Source organism: Saccharothrix stipae, assembly GCF_054781895.1.
Map to the genome: position 1 here is coordinate 122649 of NZ_BAAGTN010000005.1, position 19875 is coordinate 142523.

At 70.9% G+C, this 19875-nt stretch carries 20 protein-coding genes; 9 read left to right on the forward strand and 11 right to left on the reverse strand.

From position 1 onward, the window contains the following. The 4 genes from ACYVLT_RS09385 (at position 1) to ACYVLT_RS09400 (ending at position 4574) form a co-directional block, all read left to right on the forward strand. Positions 1-2859 carry a vitamin B12-dependent ribonucleotide reductase gene (locus ACYVLT_RS09385; RefSeq protein ID WP_461119738.1) on the forward strand — a complete coding sequence of 953 codons (2859 nt, stop codon included), beginning with the start codon at positions 1-3 and terminating at the stop codon, positions 2857-2859. A gap of 178 nt (positions 2860-3037) precedes the next feature. Then, entirely contained in the window at positions 3038-3454 is a 417-nt protein-coding gene (locus tag ACYVLT_RS09390; protein WP_461119739.1) for a type II toxin-antitoxin system HicB family antitoxin, read from the forward strand. Further along, positions 3451-3879 (forward strand): cytotoxic translational repressor of toxin-antitoxin stability system, encoded by a 429-nt coding sequence (locus tag ACYVLT_RS09395; RefSeq protein WP_461119740.1) that lies wholly within the window; start codon positions 3451-3453, stop codon positions 3877-3879. Before ACYVLT_RS09390 ends, ACYVLT_RS09395 begins: the two co-directional genes overlap by 4 nt. A gap of 128 nt (positions 3880-4007) precedes the next feature. Further along, positions 4008-4574, forward strand: a complete 567-nt coding sequence (locus ACYVLT_RS09400; protein ID WP_461119741.1) for a hypothetical protein — start codon at positions 4008-4010, stop codon at positions 4572-4574. Positions 4575-4631: 57 nt separating this feature from the next. On the opposite strand, the gene ACYVLT_RS09405 is transcribed toward ACYVLT_RS09400, so the two are convergent. From ACYVLT_RS09405 to ACYVLT_RS09420, 4 genes are all read right to left on the reverse strand, one after another. Continuing rightward, the gene (locus tag ACYVLT_RS09405) at positions 4632-5384 is read right to left on the reverse strand and encodes a succinate dehydrogenase/fumarate reductase iron-sulfur subunit (protein WP_461119742.1); all 753 of its coding nucleotides are present in this window, start codon (positions 5382-5384) and stop codon (positions 4632-4634) included. 1 nt (position 5385) lies between these two features. Continuing rightward, the gene (locus tag ACYVLT_RS09410) at positions 5386-7263 is read right to left on the reverse strand and encodes a fumarate reductase/succinate dehydrogenase flavoprotein subunit (protein WP_461119743.1); all 1878 of its coding nucleotides are present in this window, start codon (positions 7261-7263) and stop codon (positions 5386-5388) included. A gap of 9 nt (positions 7264-7272) precedes the next feature. Then, positions 7273-8034, reverse strand: a complete 762-nt coding sequence (locus ACYVLT_RS09415; RefSeq protein ID WP_360464039.1) for a hypothetical protein — start codon at positions 8032-8034, stop codon at positions 7273-7275. A 118-nt stretch (positions 8035-8152) separates the two neighbouring features. Beyond that, entirely contained in the window at positions 8153-8449 is a 297-nt protein-coding gene (locus ACYVLT_RS09420) for a hypothetical protein (RefSeq protein ID WP_461119744.1), read from the reverse strand. A gap of 224 nt (positions 8450-8673) precedes the next feature. Between ACYVLT_RS09420 and edd the strand changes: the two genes are divergently transcribed. Then, positions 8674-10539, forward strand: coding sequence for a phosphogluconate dehydratase (gene edd / locus ACYVLT_RS09425; protein ID WP_461119745.1), 1866 nt, complete (start codon positions 8674-8676; stop codon positions 10537-10539). Beyond that, positions 10536-11189 carry a bifunctional 4-hydroxy-2-oxoglutarate aldolase/2-dehydro-3-deoxy-phosphogluconate aldolase gene (gene eda / locus ACYVLT_RS09430; RefSeq protein ID WP_461119746.1) on the forward strand — a complete coding sequence of 218 codons (654 nt, stop codon included), beginning with the start codon at positions 10536-10538 and terminating at the stop codon, positions 11187-11189. Before edd ends, eda begins: the two co-directional genes overlap by 4 nt. A 218-nt stretch (positions 11190-11407) precedes the next feature. Here the strand turns inward: eda and ACYVLT_RS09435 are convergent, their stop codons facing one another. Continuing rightward, positions 11408-12049, reverse strand: coding sequence for an HAD family hydrolase (locus ACYVLT_RS09435; protein WP_461119747.1), 642 nt, complete (start codon positions 12047-12049; stop codon positions 11408-11410). Between the two features lie 54 nt (positions 12050-12103). On the opposite strand from ACYVLT_RS09435, the gene ACYVLT_RS09440 reads away from it, so the two are divergent. Continuing rightward, positions 12104-12796, forward strand: a complete 693-nt coding sequence (locus tag ACYVLT_RS09440) for a YqeB family protein (protein WP_461119748.1) — start codon at positions 12104-12106, stop codon at positions 12794-12796. A gap of 235 nt (positions 12797-13031) precedes the next feature. Here the strand turns inward: ACYVLT_RS09440 and ACYVLT_RS09445 are convergent, their stop codons facing one another. The 4 genes from ACYVLT_RS09445 to ACYVLT_RS09460 all read right to left on the reverse strand — a co-directional run bounded on the left by ACYVLT_RS09445 (position 13032) and on the right by ACYVLT_RS09460 (position 15535). Further along, on the reverse strand, positions 13032-13544 hold the full coding sequence (locus ACYVLT_RS09445; protein ID WP_461120156.1) for a regulatory protein RecX: 513 nt from the start codon (positions 13542-13544) through the stop codon (positions 13032-13034). A 77-nt stretch (positions 13545-13621) separates the two neighbouring features. Beyond that, on the reverse strand, positions 13622-14665 hold the full coding sequence (gene recA / locus ACYVLT_RS09450) for a recombinase RecA (protein WP_461119749.1): 1044 nt from the start codon (positions 14663-14665) through the stop codon (positions 13622-13624). 203 nt (positions 14666-14868) lie between these two features. Then, complete coding sequence (locus tag ACYVLT_RS09455) at positions 14869-15063, reverse strand: DUF3046 domain-containing protein (protein ID WP_461119750.1); 195 nt, start codon at positions 15061-15063, stop codon at positions 14869-14871. Between the two features lie 10 nt (positions 15064-15073). Then, a complete protein-coding gene (locus tag ACYVLT_RS09460) occupies positions 15074-15535 on the reverse strand; it encodes a cupin domain-containing protein (protein WP_461119751.1) in 462 nt (153 codons plus the stop codon). Between the two features lie 71 nt (positions 15536-15606). On the opposite strand from ACYVLT_RS09460, the gene ACYVLT_RS09465 reads away from it, so the two are divergent. Beyond that, on the forward strand, positions 15607-16446 hold the full coding sequence (locus ACYVLT_RS09465) for a LysR family transcriptional regulator (protein WP_461119752.1): 840 nt from the start codon (positions 15607-15609) through the stop codon (positions 16444-16446). A gap of 19 nt (positions 16447-16465) precedes the next feature. Further along, positions 16466-16591 carry a hypothetical protein gene (locus tag ACYVLT_RS09470; protein WP_461119753.1) on the forward strand — a complete coding sequence of 42 codons (126 nt, stop codon included), beginning with the start codon at positions 16466-16468 and terminating at the stop codon, positions 16589-16591. On the opposite strand, the gene ACYVLT_RS09475 is transcribed toward ACYVLT_RS09470, so the two are convergent. Both ACYVLT_RS09475 and ACYVLT_RS09480 read right to left on the reverse strand, forming a co-directional pair. Continuing rightward, positions 16592-17833, reverse strand: coding sequence for an MFS transporter (locus ACYVLT_RS09475; protein WP_461119754.1), 1242 nt, complete (start codon positions 17831-17833; stop codon positions 16592-16594). It lies immediately after the preceding gene. A gap of 78 nt (positions 17834-17911) precedes the next feature. Then, the gene (locus tag ACYVLT_RS09480) at positions 17912-19855 is read right to left on the reverse strand and encodes an Hsp70 family protein (RefSeq protein ID WP_461119755.1); all 1944 of its coding nucleotides are present in this window, start codon (positions 19853-19855) and stop codon (positions 17912-17914) included. Positions 19856-19875 lie beyond the last annotated feature (20 nt).

Here is a 19875-nt window from a genome sequence, read left to right on the forward strand (position 1 = left end):
ATGACGGAGACCGTCGGTGGCTCCAGCAAGAGGACGGCCACCCGCAACGGCGCGGGCGAGAAGAACGCCAAGCTGAAGGTGGAGCGCGTCTACACCACCGCGGGCAAGCACCCGTACGACGAGGTCACCTGGGAGCACCGCGACGTCGTGATGACGAACTGGCGCGACGGTTCGGTGAACTTCGAGCAGCGGGGCGTCGAGTTCCCCGACTTCTGGTCGGTCAACGCCACCAACATCGTCACCAGCAAGTACTTCCGCGGCGCGGTGGGCACCCAGCAGCGCGAGCACAGCCTGCGCCAGCTCATCGACCGCGTGGTGAAGACCTACGTCGAGGCGGGCGTCCAGCACGGGTACTTCGCCAGTGGGGCCGACGCCGAGATCTACGAGCACGAGCTGACCTGGATGCTGCTGCACCAGGTGTTCAGCTTCAACTCGCCGGTGTGGTTCAACGTGGGCACCACGTCCCCGCAGCAGGTCAGCGCCTGCTTCATCCTGTCGGTGGACGACACGATGGAGTCGATCCTGAACTGGTACCGCGAGGAGGGCCTGATCTTCAAGGGCGGCTCCGGCGCGGGCCTCAACCTCTCGCGCATCCGCTCGTCCCGGGAGCTGCTGTCCTCCGGCGGCACGGCGTCCGGCCCGGTGTCGTTCATGCGCGGCGCGGACGCGTCGGCGGGCACCATCAAGTCCGGTGGCGCGACCCGCCGCGCGGCGAAGATGGTCGTGCTCGACGTCGACCACCCCGACGTCGAGGAGTTCATCGAGACCAAGGCGCGTGAAGAGGACAAGGTCCGCGCACTGCGCGACGCCGGGTTCGACATGGACCTGGGCGGCAAGGACATCGTGTCCGTGCAGTACCAGAACGCCAACAACTCGATCCGCGTGTCGGACGAGTTCATGCACGCCTACGAGAACGGCGGCCAGTTCGGCCTGCGCGCCCGGATGACCGGCGAGGTCATCGACCACGTCGACGCCAAGGGCCTGTTCCGCAAGCTGGCGCAGGCGGCGTGGGAGTGCGCCGACCCCGGCATCCAGTACGACGGCACGATCAACGACTGGCACACCACGCCGGAGTCGGGCCGCATCACCGCCTCGAACCCGTGCTCGGAGTACATGCACCTGGACAACTCCAGCTGCAACCTGGCGTCGCTGAACCTGATGAAGTTCCTCTCCGACGACGGCACGTTCAACGCGGAGCTGTTCGCCAAGTCGGTCGAGCTGATCATCACCGCGATGGACATCTCGATCTGCTTCGCGGACTTCCCGACCCCCGCGATCGGCGAGACGACCCGCGCGTTCCGCCAGCTGGGCATCGGCTACGCGAACCTGGGCGCGCTGCTCATGGCGACCGGTCACGCGTACGACTCCGAGGGTGGCCGCGCGCTGGCCGCCGCGATCACGTCCCTGATGCAGGCCGTGGCGTACAAGCGGTCCGCGGAGCTGGCCGGGATCGTCGGCCCGTACGAGGGCTACGCCCGCAACGCCGAGGCGCACCAGCGGGTCATCCGCAAGCACTCGGCCGCCAACGACATGCTGCGCACGTACCACGCGAACGACGGCGCGGTGCAGAAGGTCGCGACCAAGGCGTGGCAGGACTGCCAGCGGGTCGGCGCCCGCAACGGCTGGCGCAACGCGCAGGCCAGCGTGCTCGCGCCCACCGGCACCATCGGCCTGATGATGGACTGCGACACCACCGGCATCGAGCCCGACCTGGCGCTGGTGAAGTTCAAGAAGCTGGTCGGCGGCGGCTCGATGCAGATCGTCAACCAGACCGTGCCGCGCGCGTTGCAGGTGCTGGGTTACCAGCAGGAGCAGATCGAGGCGATCGTCGAGTTCATCGGCGAGCACGGCCACGTGGTGGACGCGCCGGGCCTCAAGCCCGAGCACTACGAGGTGTTCGACTGCGCGATGGGCGACCGCTCGATCGCGCCGATGGGCCACGTGCGGATGATGGCCGCGGTGCAGCCGTTCATCTCGGGCGCGATCTCCAAGACGGTGAACATGCCGGAGACGGCGACCGTCGAAGAGGTCGAGGAGATCTACTACCAGGGCTGGAAGCTGGGCCTGAAGGCGCTGGCGATCTACCGCGACAACTGCAAGGTCGGCCAGCCGCTGTCGGCGGGCAAGTCGGCCAAGTCGTCGGCCGTCGCGGAGACCAAGCCCGAGACGGTCGTGGAGTACCGCCCGGTGCGCAAGCGGCTGCCGAAGAAGCGCCCGTCGCAGACGGTGTCGTTCACGGTCGGCGGCGCGGAGGGCTACCTGCACGCCGGTTCGTACCCGGACGACGGCCTCGGCGAGATCTTCGTCAAGCTGGGCAAGCAGGGTTCGACGCTGGCCGGCGTGATGGACGCGTTCTCCATGTCGATCTCGGTGGGCCTGCAGTACGGCATCCCGCTGGAGTTCTACGTCTCGAAGTTCCAGAACCTGCGCTTCGAGCCGGCGGGCATGACCGACGACCCGGACGTCCGCATCGCGACCAGCGTGCTGGACTACCTGTTCCGCCGCCTGGCGCTGGACTACCTGCCGTTCGAGAAGCGGGCGCAGCTCGGCATCTTCACCGCCGACGAGCGCACCGCGCAGGTCAACAGCGACTACGGCAACGGCTCCGACGTCGACCTGGAGGGCCTGCGCACGTCGGTCGACGCCGCCCCGTCCGCATCACCCTCCACCCCGGCTCCGGTCGAGGAGAAGAAGTCCAAGCCGCAGGACGTCAAGGTGGGCAGCTCCACGGAACTGCTCGAACTGCACCTGGGCACCACCGCCGACGCGCCGCTGTGCATGACGTGCGGCACGAAGATGCGCCCGGCCGGCTCGTGCTACCTGTGCGAGGGCTGCGGCTCCACCTCGGGCTGCAGCTGACGGTGTGAGATGCGGGCGGGGAGTCGGAGTCGGCTCCCCGCCCGTTTTTCCTGCGTGCCACGACCCGGCTGCCGCCTACGCGCCGTTGCGTTCAATGCAACACCGGCTCAAGTACGTCACGTACGTGACGTACTTGACGGGAAGCGGCAGGCCGGTGGAGACACCTCGGGAGGCCGGCATGCCCGCTGTCCACTACGACAGCTACACCGATGCTCGCGCGCACCTGAAGGACCTTCTGGACGCCGCGGAGAAGGGACGAGTCGCCACGGTTCGACGCGACTCGGCCACGACGGCGGTTGTGGACGTCAAGAGGTTGCGCCACTTCCTCGCGTCGATCGTTCCGTCGCGTGCCCAGGTCGTCCCGGAGGCCGGCGGCTGGTCGGTGTTCACCCCAGGGCTGCCGGTGGCCGCCGACGGCGCGTCCTTCGACGAGGCGATCGCCGAGATGGTCGACGCCTTGCGCGAGTACGCGGACGACTGGCAGGAGCGTCTGCTCGACGCACCGAACCACCGCGACAACTGGGGGCTGGTGCAGTTGATCAGCCACAGCGACGACGAGCAGCTACGCGACTGGCTCGTCGGTGCCGCGCGGTGACTTCCCGTCCGCAGCCAACGCGCAAGGACCACGAGGCGTTCTGCCTGACCGAGGAATGGCGCCGGGTGCGCGACGCCCGCGGCCGAACCGGAACGCATCACGTCACGTACGAACTCGATCTTGTCGACGGTCGGATCCTGCGCACCCGCGTCTCGCACCCGGTGGACCGCACCGGCTACGGGCCGAGCATGTGGAAGCACAACCTTCGCGATCAGCTCGACGTCGGTGAACCGGCGTTCTGGTCGTGCGTGCAGGACGGCGTCAAGCCTGCCCGGGGAACGCCCGAGCCGCCGACGCAGGCCCTGCCCGCCGACCTGGTGCACATGCTGATCTCACGTGTCGGCCTCGACGAGTCCGAGGTGGCCGCGATGAGCAAGGACGAGGCGATCGCCAGGCTTCAGCGCTTCTGGACCGAAGGCGGTTGAACACGCCGGCAGCGGCGTGGCTTGCCCGATTCTCATGCGTGTCACGACCCGGCTGCCGCCTACGCTGTCGCCGTGGAACGAGCGAGCGGGGCGTGTCTCACCGGCGCGTTCGGTAGGCGGTGGGACCGGTGACGCACGTCCTGGCGGGCTATCGCGTGGTCTCGCGGGAGGCTCGGCCGGATTGGCAGGACCAAGGTCTGCCCGAGGGCCCGTTGGTGTCGATGAGCGACTGCGTCTCGACGCTGGTGGCGGCCGACCCGGACGGCTGGGACGAGTGGTTCGGCGACCCGGTGTCGGCCGAGGCGGCACGCGCGGGTCGGCAGGGCCTGCACGTCATCGAGGTCGGCATCGCCGGGCGGGATGTCGAGGCCCTGCTGGCGGACGTGGCCGAAGGCGGTTGGGACGCGGCGGCGGGCAGCCTGCCGAGTCGGCTGGCCCGGGCCGAGCCCGTCACCGCGAGCGGGGTGCTCGGGTTCGAGCTGGTCGGCTACGACTCCGGCGGCTGGCACACCTGGATGTGCCTCGGCGGCTTGGTCGAGGACGTGCGGGAGGCGACCGGTGTCCGCCCCGGGCGGTGGGGACTGGTCCAGGACGAGCAGGAGGCACGGGTGGCGGCCGACTGGCTCACCGCGTCCGGCCTCGGCGACCCGAAGGTGTTCTTCTGGGTGGCGGCGAGGATCGCCGGTTCCACGTAGGTCCACACCCGCGAACCCGCGTTGCGCCACCGGGTGTGGCGCAACGCGGGTCCACCGTCAGGACTTGTTGCGGAACAGCTTGTTGCCCAGCCAGACGATCGGGTCGTAGCGCCGATCGGCCACGCGTTCCTTCATCGGGATCAACGCGTTGTCGGTGATCTTGATGTGCTCCGGGCACACCTCGGTGCAGCACTTGGTGATGTTGCACAGCCCCAGGCCGTGGGACGACTGCGCCTCCGACACGCGGTCACCCTCGTCCAGCGGGTGCATCTCCAGCTCCGCGGCCCGCATCAGGAACCGCGGCCCGGCGAACGACTCCTTGTTCTCCTCGTGGTCGCGGATGACGTGGCACGTGTTGTTGCACAGGAAGCACTCGATGCACTTGCGGAACTCCTGCGAGCGCTCCACGTCGACCTGCTGCATCCGGTACTCCCCCGGCGCCACGCCCGCGGGCGGCTTGAACGCGGGGATCTCGCGTGCCTTCTGGTAGTTGTACGACACGTCCGTGACCAGGTCGCGGATCACCGGGAACGTGCGCATCGGCGTCACGGTCACCGTCTCGTCCTCCGCGAACACCGACATCCGCGTCATGCACAGCAGCCTCGGCTTGCCGTTGATCTCCGCCGAGCACGACCCGCACTTGCCCGCCTTGCAGTTCCACCGCACGGCGAGGTCCGGCGTCTGCGTCGCCTGCAACCGGTGGATCACGTCGAGCACCACTTCACCCTCGTTGACCTCGACGGTGAAGTCCTCCAGCCCGCCGCCCTCGTCCGAACCGCGCCACACCCGGAAGTGCCCCTGGTACCCCATGTCAGCCCTCCAGCTCGTGCGCGGTCAGGTACTTCTGCAACTCGCTCGACTCGAACAGCTCCAGCAGGTCCGACCGGATCGGGAGCTGCGGCTCCTCCACGACCTCGACCGCGTCGTCGGCCAGCCGGCACACCAGCAGCTTGCGCCGCCACTCGGCGTCCATGCTCGGGTAGTCGTCCCGGGTGTGCCCGCCTCGGCTCTCCGTGCGCAGCAACGCGGCCCGCGCCACGCACTCGCTGACCACGAGCATGTTGCGCAGGTCGAGCGCGAGGTGCCAGCCGGGGTTGAACTGCCGGTGCCCCTCGACCACCAGGGTCGCGGCCCGCCGCTTCAGCTCCTCCAGCCGGTTGACCGCCTGGTCCATCTCCTCGGCCCGCCGGATGATGCCGACCAGGTCGTTCATCGCCTGCTGCAACTCCATGTGCAGCGTGTACGGGTTCTCACCGCCCGCGTCGGAACCGGAGAACGGCGCCACGGCGGTCCGTTCCGCGGCCGCCACCGCCTCGTCCGAGCACACCGGCCGCGTCGCCATCCCGGCGACGTAGTCCGACGCGCCCGCGCCCGCCCGTCGCCCGAACACCAGCAGGTCGGACAGCGAGTTGCCGCCCAGCCGGTTCGAGCCGTGCATCCCGCCGGACACCTCGCCCGCCGCGAACAGCCCCGGCACCGACGACGCGCCGGTGTCCGGGTCGACCTGCACGCCGCCCATCACGTAGTGGCAGGTCGGCCCGACCTCCATCGGCTGCGCGGTGATGTCGACGTCGGCCAGCTCCTTGAACTGGTGGTGCATAGACGGCAGCCGCCGCATGATCTCCTCGGCGGGCAACCGGGTCGACACGTCGAGGAACACACCGCCGTGCTCGGACCCGCGACCGGCCTTGACCTCCGAGTTGATGGCGCGGGCCACCTCGTCGCGCGGCAGCAGCTCCGGTGGTCGCCGGTTGTTGCCGGGGTCGGCGTACCAGCGGTCCGCCTCGGCCTCGTTGTCGGCGTACTTGTCCTTGAACACCTCGGGGATGTAGTCGAACATGAACCGCTTGCCGTCGGAGTTGCGCAGCACGCCGCCGTCACCGCGGACCGACTCGGTGACCAGGATCCCCTTCACCGACGGCGGCCAGACCATGCCGGTCGGGTGGAACTGCACGAACTCCATGTTGATCAACGACGCGCCCGCGCGCAGGGCCAGCGCGTGGCCGTCCCCGGTGTACTCCCACGAGTTCGACGTGACCTTGAACGACTTGCCGATGCCGCCGGTCGCGAGCACCACCGCGGGTGCCTCGAACAGCACGAACCGGCCCGACTCGCGCCAGTAGCCGAACGCGCCGGCCACCTTGCCGTCGTCGAGCACCAGGTCGGTGACGGTGAACTCCTGGAACACCCTCAGCCGCGACTCGTAGTCGCCGGTCTCGGCGAAGTCGTCCTGCTGGAGCGACACCACCTTCTGCTGGAGGGTGCGGATCAGCTCCAACCCGGTGCGGTCACCGACGTGCGCGAGGCGCGGGTACTCGTGGCCGCCGAAGTTGCGCTGGCTGATCCGACCGTCCTTGGTGCGGTCGAACAGGGCGCCGTAGGTCTCCAGCTCCCACACCCGGTCGGGCGCCTCCTTGGCGTGCAGCTCGGCCATCCGCCAGTTGTTGAGGAACTTGCCGCCGCGCATGGTGTCCCGGAAGTGCACCTGCCAGTTGTCGTTCGAGTTCGCGTTGCCCATGGCCGCGGCGATGCCGCCCTCGGCCATCACCGTGTGCGCCTTGCCGAACAACGACTTGCACAGCACCGCCGTGCGCATCCCGTGTTCCCTGGCCTCGATCGCGGCGCGCAACCCCGCACCGCCGGCACCGATCACGAGCACGTCGAACGAATGCCGTTCCAGCTCGGGCAAAACCACTCCTCAGTTGACGAATCGGAGGTCGGCGATCGTCCCGGAGGCGACCAGCGCGACGTAGAGGTCCGTGACGCAGACGAAGATGAGCGAGGCCCACGCCAACTGCATGTGCTTGGCGTTGAGCTTGGAGATCTGCGTCCACGCCCAGTACCGGACCGGGTGCTTGGAGAAGTGCTTCAACCTCCCGCCCGCGATGTGGCGGCACGAGTGGCACGACAGCGTGTACGCGCCCAGCAGGGCGACGTTGACCAGCAGCACGATGTTGCCCAGGCCGATGCCGGTGCTGAACGCGTAACCCGCGTCGTAGACGTTGATCAGCAGCAGGAGCGAGGCCGCGTAGAAGAAGTAGCGGTGCAGGTTCTGCGCGATCAGCGGGAAGCGGGTCTCACCGGTGTACTTGGCGTGCGGCTCGGCCACCGCGCACGCGGGCGGGGACATCCACGCCGCCCGGTAGTAGGCCTTGCGGTAGTAGTAGCAGGTCACCCGGAAACCGAGCAGGAACGGGATGATGATCACCGGCGGGGTGAGGAACCCCGGCAGCTCGGGCAGCAAGCGGCCGAAGTGCGCCGCGTTGGGCAGGCACTCCTCGGTCAGGCACGGCGAGTACATGGGCGTCAGGTAGCGGTACTCGTCCACCCAGTAGTAGTCACCCATGAAGGTCCGCACGGCCGCGTAGATCGAAATCAGGAGCAGGCCCGCGAACGTCGCCAGCGGCGGTAGCCACCACCGGTCTGTGCGCAACGTGCGCTGGGCGATCTGCGCCCTCATACCTCACCTCGTTCCACTTCGTTGTGGTGCGGGACACAATGTGCTTTGGGACACATATCTTGGCCTGAAACGGGAGCGGCCCCCGCGTCTGCACGCGGGGGCCGGTCTCGTGAGCCGCTCAGGTCCGGTGACTGCGGTAGCCGCCGAGCCCTTCGTCGTCGGCGTCGTGCCACAGCTTCGGGTCGTACGGCGTGTCGGGCACGACGACGACCTCCCGTTCGACCCGGGGCGCTTCGCGCTGGCGCGGCGTGCTGTCCAGGTCCAGCAGCTCGGTCGCGTCGATGTCCAGGCGTTCGACGTCGTTGGCCAGCCTCTGCACCGCGGCCACGTCGCCGTACCGCGCGCGCAGGCCGCCGACGCAGTGGCGCAGTTGGCCAAGCGCCCGGCGCAGCTCCACGATCTCGGAGGACGTCATGGTCAGCACCTCCCTCGGGTCGGTCCGTGTGCCGACTCTGCCAAGTGGAAGCCGCTGTGACAAGAACCACAAGCGCCCGAGTCGCGTCTCAGGATCTGAATCGGTTTTGTCACGATCATGTGTCGTGACATAGTGTGCTTGCTGTCACGTCCGTACGTGCGACGCCAGCGCTGCCGTCCCACCGGGCCATCACGGCCCGTGATCACCACCGGAGACAGCAGACCATGAGCGTGCATCCCGTCGTCGCCTCAGTGACGGCTCGAATCGCCGCCCGCAGCGCCGCCGGCCGGTCCGCCTACCTCGAACAAGTCGCCCGCGCCCAGCAAGAGGGCCCCGCCCGCCGCGACATGGCGTGCAGCAACCTGGCCCACGGTTTCGCCGGGATCACGGGTGGTGACAAGGAGCTCCTCCGGGCGCTGCGTCGCCCGAACGTGGCAATCGTGTCCGCCTACAACGACATGCTGTCCGCGCACCAGCCGATGCACGAGTACCCCGCGTGGATCAAGGACGCGGCACGCGCGGTCGGCGGCGTGGCGCAGTTCGCGGGCGGCGTGCCCGCCATGTGCGACGGCATCACCCAGGGCCGCGCGGGCATGGAGCTGTCCCTGTTCAGCCGCGAGGTCATCGCGATGGCGACCGGCATCGCCCTGTCGCACGAGATGTTCGACGCGGCGCTGCTGCTCGGCGTGTGCGACAAGATCACGCCCGGCCTGCTGATCGGCGCGCTGGCGTTCGGGCACCTGCCCGCGATCCTGGTGCCCGCGGGCCCGATGCACTCAGGCCTGCCGAACTCGGAGAAGGCCCGGGTGCGGCAGCTGTTCGCGGAGGACAAGGCGTCCCGCGAGGACCTGCTCGAAGCCGAGGCGCAGTCCTACCACAGCCCCGGGACCTGCACGTTCTACGGCACGGCGAACTCCAACCAGCTCGTGGTCGAGGTCATGGGCCTGCACCTGCCCGGCGCGAGCTTCGTGCCGCCGGGGACCAGGCTGCGCAAGGCGCTGACCGAGGAGGCCGCACGGCGTGCGGTGGAGATCAGCCGCGGCGACGACTACACCCCGATCGGCCACGTGGTGGACGTGAAGTCCGTGGTCAACGGCGTGATCGCGCTGCTGGCCACCGGCGGGTCGACCAACCACACCATGCACTTGGTCGCCATCGCCTCGGCCGCGGGCATCGCGCTGAGCTGGGACGACTTCTCCGAGCTGTCGTCGGTGGTGCCGCTGCTGGCCCGCGTCTACCCGAACGGCTCGGCGGACATCAACCACTTCCAGGCCGCGGGCGGCGTGCAGTTCCTGGTCTCGACGCTGCTGGACGCGGGCCTGCTGCACGCCGACGTGAAGACCGTCGCGGGCGACGGGCTGGACCGCTACCGGCAGGAGCCGGTGCTGGTCGAGGGCGTGCTGCAGTGGCGGCCCGGCCCGCCGCGCTCGCTGGACACCGACGTGCTGCGGCCGGTGTCGGACCCGTTCGCGGCCGACGGCGGCCTGCGCATGCTGTCGGGCAACCTCGGCCGCGCGGTGATCAAGGTGTCGGCGGTCAAGCCGGAGCACCGGGTCGTCGAGGCGCCCGCGCGGGTGTTCACCTCGCAGGAGGCGTTCAGCGCCGCGTTCCAGGCCGGTGAGCTGGAGCGGGACGTGGTCGTGGTGGTGCGGCAGCAGGGTCCGCAGGCCAACGGGATGCCGGAGCTGCACAAGCTGACGCCCGCGCTGGGGGTGCTGATGGACCGGGGCTTCAAGGTCGCGCTGGTCACCGACGGCCGGATGTCCGGCGCGTCGGGCAAGATCCCGGCCGCCATCCAGGTCACGCCGGAGGCGGCCGTGGGTGGTCCGCTGGCGCGCGTGCGCGACGGTGACGTGCTGCGGCTGGACGCCGAGACCGGCACGCTGGAGGCGTTCGTGGACCCGGCGGAGCTGGCCGGGCGCGACCTGGTGGACTTCCCGCCGGACGCGCAGGCGTGGACCGGCACGGGTCGGGAGCTGTTCGCCGCGCTGCGCCGGGCGGTCGGGCCCGCCGACCGGGGCGCGAGCGTGTTCGGACCGATCGCGGCCTCGCACTTCGAAGGCCAGTTCAACCAGGAGGTGTCCCGGTGACCACGACCCCAGGGGGAGCCACGCCGGCTCATGCGACGGGGGCGGACCTGCTGGCGCTGTCGCCCGTCATCCCGGTCGTCGTCGTGGACGACGTCGAGCACGCCGTGCCGCTGGCCGAGGCGTTGCTGCGCGGCGGTGTCCGCGTGATCGAGTTGACCCTGCGCACGCCCGCCGCGCTGGCCGCGATCGAACGGGTCGCGGCGGAGGTCCCGGGCATCGTGATCGGGGCGGGCACGGTGACCGCGCCGGAGCACGCCGAGCAGGCCGCGAAGGCCGGTGCGGCGTTCCTCGTGACGCCGGGGTCGACCGACCGGGTGCTGGACGCGGCCGAGGACACCGGGCTGCCGTTCCTGCCGGGCGCGGCGACCGTGTCGGAGGCGATGAGGCTGGCCGAGCGCGGGCTGACGTCGCTGAAGTTCTTCCCGGCCGAGGCCGCGGGCGGGGTGGACTACCTGAAGTCGATCGGCGGCCCGCTGCCCGGCCTGCGGTTCTGCCCGACCGGCGGCATCACACCCGCGACCGCGCCGAACTACCTGGCGCTGCCCAACGTCGGGTGCGTCGGCGGGTCGTGGCTCGCGCCCAAGGACGCGCTGGTGTCCGGTGACTGGGCGCGGATCGAGGAACTGGCACGGGCCGCTTCGGCGCTCTGAACTCGACGGGGGCGCCTTCCTTCGGTGGAGGCGCCCCGGCGGGCACCTTCGGCCGGCGGTGTTTTCGACGGCCGCGGCCCGGCGGGCGTCTTCGGCTGGCAGGTGCATTCGGCGGAAGCGCCCTAGCGAGCATCTCCGGCCGACGGGTGCCTTCGGCAGAGGCGCCCTAGCGAGCATCTCCGGCCGACGGGTGCCTTCGGCGGAAGCGCCGTCGGTCGTCAGGCCAGGTAGGCGAGGGCTTGCGGGATCGAGTCGGCTACCGGGGCGCCGGTCCGTTCGAGGACCTTGCGGGAGCTGGTGCCGGTGGCGACCAGGACGACCCGCGCGCCCACGTGCCGGGCGGCTTCGGCGTCGTCGGCCACGTCGCCGATCAGCACGGCTCGGCTCGGGTGCAGCCGCTGGGCTTCGAGGTGCTCGGCGAGGTGCTCGGCCTTCGAGCCGCCGTCCGCCGCGGTCTTGAGGCCGTCCACCCGGCTGAACAGCTCACCCAGGCCGAAGCGGGTGACCAGCGGGACCAGTTCGTCGTGGAACCACATCGACAGCAGCGACTGGGTGTGCCGCAACGTCGTCAGCAGGTCGGGCACGCCGGGAGCCAGCCCGCACCGGTGCATCAGCGCCCGGTACTCGGCGTGGTAGACGACGTCGAGGCGGGCCCAGTCCGCCGCGGTCAGCGGCCTGCCGAACAGCTGCTCGTAGCAGTCCTTGATCGGCCGGGCGAACACCTCGCGCCAGTGCGCCAGCGTGACCGCCCCGTGGCCGAACTCGGCGCAGACCCGGTTGACCGCGGCGAGCACGGCGTCGTTGTCCGCGAACAAGGTGCCGTTCCAGTCCCAGACGATGTGTTCGGCCCTGATCCGCACCCGCTCAGGCTACGGAGATAAGTTGGTGCTCACTTTCCGGGGAGGTAGTGGGGGATGAACGCGCGAATGACGACCGTGGTCGCCGAGCCGCGCGGGCAGGTGGCGCTGGTGTCGGTCGGGTTCCCGGTGCTGGGCGCGGTCGTGCTGTGGGGTCTGAAGTCGATCGCCGGGTGGGTGGCCGACCTGTCGTGGGCGCCGATGCAGGGGCCGTTCCGCCTGGTGGCGTCCATCCCCGAGCCGTGGGCGACGGTGGGGTCGGTGGCCGTCGGCGCGGTGCTCGGGCTGGTGGTGGCCGGGATCGCGGCGCACGAGCGGCTGGTGGTCGAGGTGTTCAACGAGGGTGTCGAGCTGCTCAGGGGCGGCAAGCACCGCAGCTTCGACCGGACGTTGGTGTCCGGGGTGTTCCTGGACGGCAAGAAGTTCGTGCTGCTCGGTGTGGACACCGGCGAGTTGGCCCGGGAGAGCCACGACCTGAAGCCGGAGGAGCTGGCCGAGGCGTTCCAGCGGCACGGCTACCAGTGGCTGGGCGACGGCGACCCGTACCGGGAGGACTACCGGCGTTGGGTGGACGGGACGCCGGACCTGCCGCCGGGCGCGAACGCGCTGCTGAAGGTGCGGGCGGAAGCGTTGCGCAAGGACGACAAGGACGACGCGGCCGAGCTGCGGGACGAGTTGAGCCGGCTCGGCGTCGTGGTGCGCGAGGAGAAGAAGCGCCAGTACTGGCGCCTGATCCGTCCGGTGGCCTGAGGTCGGCATCGACGGCGGCCGGACGTGACGACTCCGGCGGTGGTCGCGACGGCGACGGGTGGTCAGCCAGGTCGGCGCGGTGGTTCGTGGCCGTGCGCGTGATCGTGCCGTGCGCGTGATCGTGCCCGCGTCGGGCGATCCGGCCGGCAACCTGCTCGTCCTCGACCCGGCCGGCAACCCGTTCGTCCTCGACCCGGCCGGTGGTCCTCGCTGGGTCACGGCGGTGACCGGTCGGTCAGTCCTGGTTCAGGTCGTCCAGCGGGGTGGCGTCCTCGCCCGCCCGGCGCAGTTCCTCGCGGACCACGCGGTAGGCCATGCCCTCCGCGTAACCCTTGCGGGCCAGGGCGGAGACCAGGCGGCGGATCCTGGTCGTGTCGTCCAGGCCCGCCATCGTGCGCAGTCGCTTGCGCACCAGGTCGCGGGCCCGGTCCTCCTCGGCCTCGTCGTCCACCGCGGCGACGGCCTCGGCCGCCACCTCGTCCGCGACACCCTTGCGGCGCAGCTCCATGGCCAGCGCGCGCCGCCCCAGCCCCTGGTAGGTGTGCCGCGAGCGGACCCAGACCTCGGCGAAGGCGGCGTCGTCGATCAGGCCCGCCCGGTCGAACTTGGCCAGCACCAGCTCGGCCGTCTGCTCGCTGATGTCCTTGCGCAGCAGGGCGTCCTTCAACTCCACCCGCGTCCGGGCCCGTGCGGTGAGCAGCGCGTAGCAGATGTCGGTCGCCTTGCGCTGCTCCTTCGCCGGGTCGATCGGGGGCGGCTCGGTGTCGTCGGCCGAGGGGTCGCGGGACGGCCCGCGACCACGGCCACCTCTTCCCGCCACGCCGGCTAGAACTCGACAGGCGCGGCGGCGGGCTCCTCGGCGTCGAGGGTGGCGCCGATGCCCAGCTTGTCCTTGATCCGCTTCTCGATCTCGTTGGCCACGTCCGGGTTGTCGCGCAGGAACTTCCGCGCGTTCTCCTTGCCCTGGCCCAGCTGGTCGCCCTCGTAGGTGTACCAGGCGCCCGACTTGCGCAGGATGCCCTGGTCCACGCCCATGTCGATGAGCGAGCCCTCACGGCTGATGCCCTGGCCGTAGAGGATGTCGAACTCGGCCTGCTTGAACGGCGGGGCCACCTTGTTCTTCACGACCTTGACCCTGGTGCGGTTGCCGACCGGCTCGCCGCCGTCCTTCAGGGTCTCGATGCGCCGCACGTCCAGCCGCACCGAGGCGTAGAACTTCAGCGCCTTGCCACCGGTCGTGGTCTCGGGCGAGCCGAACATCACGCCGATCTTCTCGCGCAGCTGGTTGATGAAGATCGCGGTGGTGTTGGAGTTGCTGAGCGCACCGGTGATCTTGCGCAGCGCCTGGCTCATCAGGCGGGCCTGCAGACCCACGTGGTTGTCGCCCATCTCGCCCTCGATCTCGGCGCGGGGCACCAGGGCCGCCACCGAGTCGATGACCAGGATGTCGAGCGCGCCGGAGCGGACCAGCATGTCCGCGATCTCCAGCGCCTGCTCGCCGGTGTCGGGCTGGGAGACCAGCAGCGCGTCGGTGTCGACGCCCAGCTTCTTCGCGTAGTCGGGGTCGAGCGCGTGCTCGGCGTCGATGAACGCCGCGATGCCGCCGTTGCGCTGGGCGTTGGCCACGGCGTGCAGGGCCACCGTGGTCTTACCGGAGGACTCGGGGCCGTAGATCTCGACCACGCGGCCGCGGGGCAGGCCGCCGATGCCGAGCGCGACGTCGAGCGCGATCGCACCGGTGGGGATCACCTGGATCGGGGCGCGGGTCTCCTCGCCGAGCCGCATGACCGAGCCCTTGCCGAACTGCTTGTCGATCTGGGCCAGGGCCAGTTCGAGGGCCTTGTCCCGGTCGGGTGCCTGGGGTGCCATCTTGGAGTCCACCTCGGAGTGTCTTGGGGTCGCGGTGCGATGTCGGGGCCGACGTTACGGGTGGGGTCCGACATTTTTCGGCGGGGACCAGGTCACCTGCGGGGTGTTGTCACCCGGTCGTGTCGGGGAGTGTAGCCGAACAGGTGTTCGACCACTTGGTCGACACACCGGGTCGACGTGCGCCGACGAGGTCACCGGCCACGTCACCGCCGTTGTTCCGGCACGTCGAAGGCGTCGCAGACGGCCAGCCAGATCTCCTTGGCCGGCACACCCGCGTCCAACGCCTGGTCGGGAGTCCGGCCGCCGAGGGCCGACAGCACGTGGTCCCGGGCCACCATCTCCGCTCTGACCTGGCCGAACTCGCCCGCCATCAGCTTGCGGAACATCGTGATGCGCATCGGGTCCAGGCTAGCGCGCCGCCTTCCAGGCCGGACTGTCGACGTAGTGGTTGTCGAACCGGTCCTGCGAGTCGCGGATCTCCTGAGGGCTCGCCTCGCCGCGTTGCACGCGGTCGAGCAGCCGGTAGTAGTCGAACCGCCCCATGCCGGGCGTGAAGACGAACAGGATGTCCGCGTCGGCGCCCTTGAGCGCGCCGAACGCGTGCGGCACGCGTGGCGGCACGACGAGGAAGTCACCGCGCTCCAGGGTCACCACGTCCTGGTCCAACAGCACCTGGAGCGTGCCGTCGAGCACGAAGAACAGCTCCGAGGCGCGGGTGTGGAAGTGCGGCGGCGCGCCGTCCGAGCCGTCGCGGAAGGTGGACCGGTTGCCGGTCAGGCCGTCGAGGTCGGCGAGGAGGGTGACCACGGCGGCGGGGTCGGCGTCGAGCTTTTCGGCCTGGGCGGCGCGGACGAGCAGCAGGTTCTCCATGTGGTCGAGAATCGTCGCCGGGAGGGACCCGAACAACGACGAAGGTCCGATGGAACGATAACCTGGCGGTTATGGAACGACGTGACCTGGAGGTCTTCCTGGCGCTGGCGGAGGAACTCCACTTCAGCCGCACCGCCGAGCGGCTGCACGTCTCCCAGGCGCGGGTCAGCCAGTCCGTCAAGCAGCTGGAACGCCGCATCGGCGCGCCGCTGTTCGAGCGGACCAGCCGCCGGGTCGCGCTCACCCCCATCGGCCACCGGCTGCGGGACGACCTGGCGCCGGCCTACCGGCAGATCGTGGACGGCATAGCGCGCGCTGTGGAAGCCGCACGCGGGACGTCCCTGGTGCGCGTCGGGTTCGAGGCGCCGGCGGTCGCCGACCTGGTCGGCGACGTCCTGGACCGGTTCCGCACCCGTCACCCCGACAGCGAGGTGCGCGTCCGCGAGGCGCCGTTCATCGACCCGTTCTCGCTGCTCAGGAGCGATGAGGTGGACGTGCTGGTGACGTTGTTCCCGGTCGACGAGCCCGATCTGACGGCGGGACCGGTCGTCCACGAGGAGCCGTTGGTGCTCGCCGTGTCCGACACGCACCCGTTCACGCGGCAACGGTCCGTGACCCTGGAGGACCTGGCGCGCGACACGGTCTTCCGCGCCGCCTACTGGCGTGACGCGACTCCCGCGGGCTCGGCCATCACGCGTGGACGGGACGTCACGACGTTCCAGGAGTTGCTCACCGCGATCGCCGACGGCGAGGGCGTCTGCCCGCTGGGCGCGCACGCCGCGGGCTACTTCGCCCGGCCCAGGATCGCGTTCCTGCCGCTGGTGGACGCGCCGCGGCTGGTGTGGGGCATGGTCTGGCGCACGGCGGGTGAAACGGTCAGGGTGCGCGAGTTCGCCGCGGCCGCGCGCTGACCCGCGCTAACCTCGACGGGTGCTGTTCTTGCAGGAAGACCCCACGGGGATGTCGTCGCCGATCGCCACGGTCGCGATGATCGCCGGGCTCGTCGCGGCGATCGTCGTCGGGCTGCGGGCGCTCTGGTACAACCGCAAGCGCTGATCACCGCACTCGCTGCAACGACGCGAACAGGCACGTCACCAGCAGCGGCAGCGCGGTGAACCCGACGACCAGGCCCAGCGCGGCGTAGGACCACGCGGTCACCACGATGCCCGCGGCGACGCCGCCGAGCGCGCCGCCGACGTTCATGCACAGGTCGGACAGGCCCTGCGCGGCCGGCCGGTCCACCACCCCGACCGACTCGGTGAGCAGCGCGGATCCCGCCACGACACCCGCCGACCAGCCGAACGCCAGCAGCGCCAGGCCCGCGGCCAGCTGCGGCGCGTCGTGCGAGGGCGCCATGCCCGCGATGCCGGACGCGGCGACCACGAGCGCCGCGCCGATCGCCAGCACGGGCACCCTGCCGAGCCGGTCGGCCATCCAGCCGAACAGCGGGCTGGCCGCGTACATCGCGGCGACGTGCAGGCTGATCACCACGCCGACGACGCGCAGCGACGCGCCCGAGTGCTCCATGTGCACCGGGGTCATCGACATCAGGCCGACCATCGCGGTGTGGCACAGCGTCACGCCGCCCAGCGCGAGCTTCCCGGCGGCGGGCAGGGACCGCCACACCGCCGTCGACCGCTTGGCGCCGACGCCCCGCCCGGGTGTGACCGGCGTCGCGGGCGTCACGGCGGATTTCGCGAGGGTCAGCGGGTCGGGCTTGAGGAAGTGCCGGACGACCAGCGCGGCCAGGCCGAACAACACGACCGACAGCAGGTACGGCCCCGCGCCCACCGGCAACCCCAGCCGCACGGCCACCCGACCCGCCGGATCGGCCAGGTTCGGCCCGGCGACGGCACCCAGGGTCGCCGCCCACACCACCAACGCCACCGAGCGCGCCCGGCGGTGCGGGTGGGCGAGGTCGGCGCCCGCGTACCGGGCGGCGAGGTTCGCGCTGGACGCCGCGCCGAACAGGACGAGCGCGAGCAGCAGCACCTGCCACGAGCCGAGCACCACCGCGCACGCCGCGACGGCCGCACCCACCGCGCCCGCGCCGTAGCCGAGGACCAGTGCCGGACGGCGACCGCTGCGGGCCGCCAACCGGGCCGCGGGCAACGCGAAGAGGGCCGCGCCGACCACCGCGGCGGTCTGCGCCAGGCCGCCGACGGCGTCGGAGTCGGCGAGCACGGCGGCGATGAGCGTGCTCACCGCGAGGCCGATGGTGACGCCCGCCGCGCCGAGGACCTGGGTCACCGCCAGCACCCGCAGCACCCTGCGCTGCACGACGTCGACCGCGGTCATGATCTTTGACTCTGCCAGGGGCGATGGGGGGCTACCAGCCACCGTCCGGGTTCAGGTGCCCGGGCGCGGGACCCGTGGTCACACGCCTGGTTGGACGGAGGCCTCGAAGAAGTCCGCGACCTGGTCCGGGCTCAGCTCCTCGCCGCCGCTCTTGGTCACGATGCCCAGCAGCGGGAGGTTGTCGGCGGTGAACACGAGCAGCCCCAGCCCGCCGTCGGCGGCGGCCCGGTACTTGCCGGTCAGACCGTTGCCCGCCCACTGCGCCTCGACCATGTCGGTCTTGAGCGACCGCACGACGGCCTCGGCGCCGTGCTGCGCGCCGACGACGGTCTCGGTGAGGACGTACTGGACCGAGTAGTCGTCCTTCACCGCGCAGCTCACCACGGTGCCCTTGATGTCGGCGACGCCGCCCACGCCGGGTGTGCCGCCCGCCTTGCACGTGCCGGTGTCCGGGACGGCGCCCGCGAACAGGCGCAGGCACTCGGTGAAGCCCTTGTCGTCCTGCTGGGTGTCGTTCTTGCAGTCCTGCGCGCTGGGCACGCCCGAGCCGCTCAACGCGTAGATGCCGCCGACCACGGCGAGCACGAGGACGACCGCCGCGCCCGCGGCGAGCAGCAGGGTCCGGTTGGGTTTGCGCTGCTCCGGTGCGGACTGGGCGCGTGGGCTGACGGTCGGGAAGTTGAACTGCTGCGGGCCGGTCTGCGGGTAGACCTGGTAGGGCCCGCTGGCGTGGGGGTTGACCTGGTACGGACCGCTGACGTTGGGGTTCACCTGGTACGAGCCGCTGGTCTGCGGGTTCACCTGGTAGGGGCCGCTCACGGTCGGGTTGGCCTGGTTCGGGTTGGCCTGGTGGGTGCCGCCGACCGTCGGGCTGGGCCGGTACTGGCCGCCGGGCGGCGTCACCGGCGTGGTGACGACCGTGTCGGGTTCCTTGGGCCTGGTCGGCTCCTGGGAGCGCGGAGTGACGCCGTTCTTGGGCACGTGGTGCGCGCCCAGGGCGACCGAGGTCTCCGGCTGGTCCAGGCTCGTCGGCACGATCCGCACCTGCTCGGCGATCATCGTCGCCACCAGCGGGATGCGGCTGGCCCCGCCGACCAGGTAGATGCCCGCGAGCTGGTTGGGCGCCATGCCGGTGGAGCGGATCGTGGACTCCAGGAGCTCCACGCTGCGCATCATGCTCGGCCGGACCAGCGCTTCCAGGTCGGAGCGGTTGACCAGCACGTCCTCGAACGGCTCCGGCATCGGCACCTCGGTGTGCGCGTGCCGCGACAACGACTCCTTGGCCGCCCGGACGTCCTCCTGCAACGTGCGACGGGCGCGGCGGTCCGCCGTGGACTCGGGGCGCAGCAGCCGCTGCCAGGCCGCCGGGTCGCGGTGCGAGACCTGGCGGCCGACGTGTTCGAGCAGCGCCTGGTCGACGTCCAGACCGCCCAGGTCCGGCAGGCCGTCCTCGGCGAGCACGGTGAAGCCGCTCTGGGTGGCGCCGACGATGGCCACGTCGAACGTGCCCGCGCCCAGGTCGTACACCGCGAGCGCCTGGCCGACGGAGAGGGAGGCGTAGTGGGAGGCGGCCGCGACCGGTTCGGGGACCAGCACGATCTCGCCGCTCACGCCCGCGAGGCGGGCCGCCGACAGCAGCACGTTGCGGCGGGTCGGGCCCCACTGCGCGGGGTGGGTGAGGCGGACCTCGTCCAGCGACTCGCCGCCCAGCTGGCGGGTGGTCTCCTCCAGCACGCGGCGCAGCACGGCGGCGAGCGCGTCGGTGACCGGGACGACGTTGTCGCCCAGCAGCAGCACGCCGTCGTCCACCCGGCGTTTGGGGTTGGGTTCGAAGCGGGCCGGGTCGAGGCGGGCGCGGCGCTCGGCGTCGCGGCCGACGACCAGCGTGCCGTCCTCTTCGCAGTACACGGCCGACGGCATGGTGGCCGAGCCGTCCACCTCCACGACCCGGGGCGGCCGGCCGTGCGCGGCGAGCACCGCGACGGTGTTGGAAGTGCCCAGGTCGACGGACAGGACGCGCACGATGGATACACCCCTCAGGT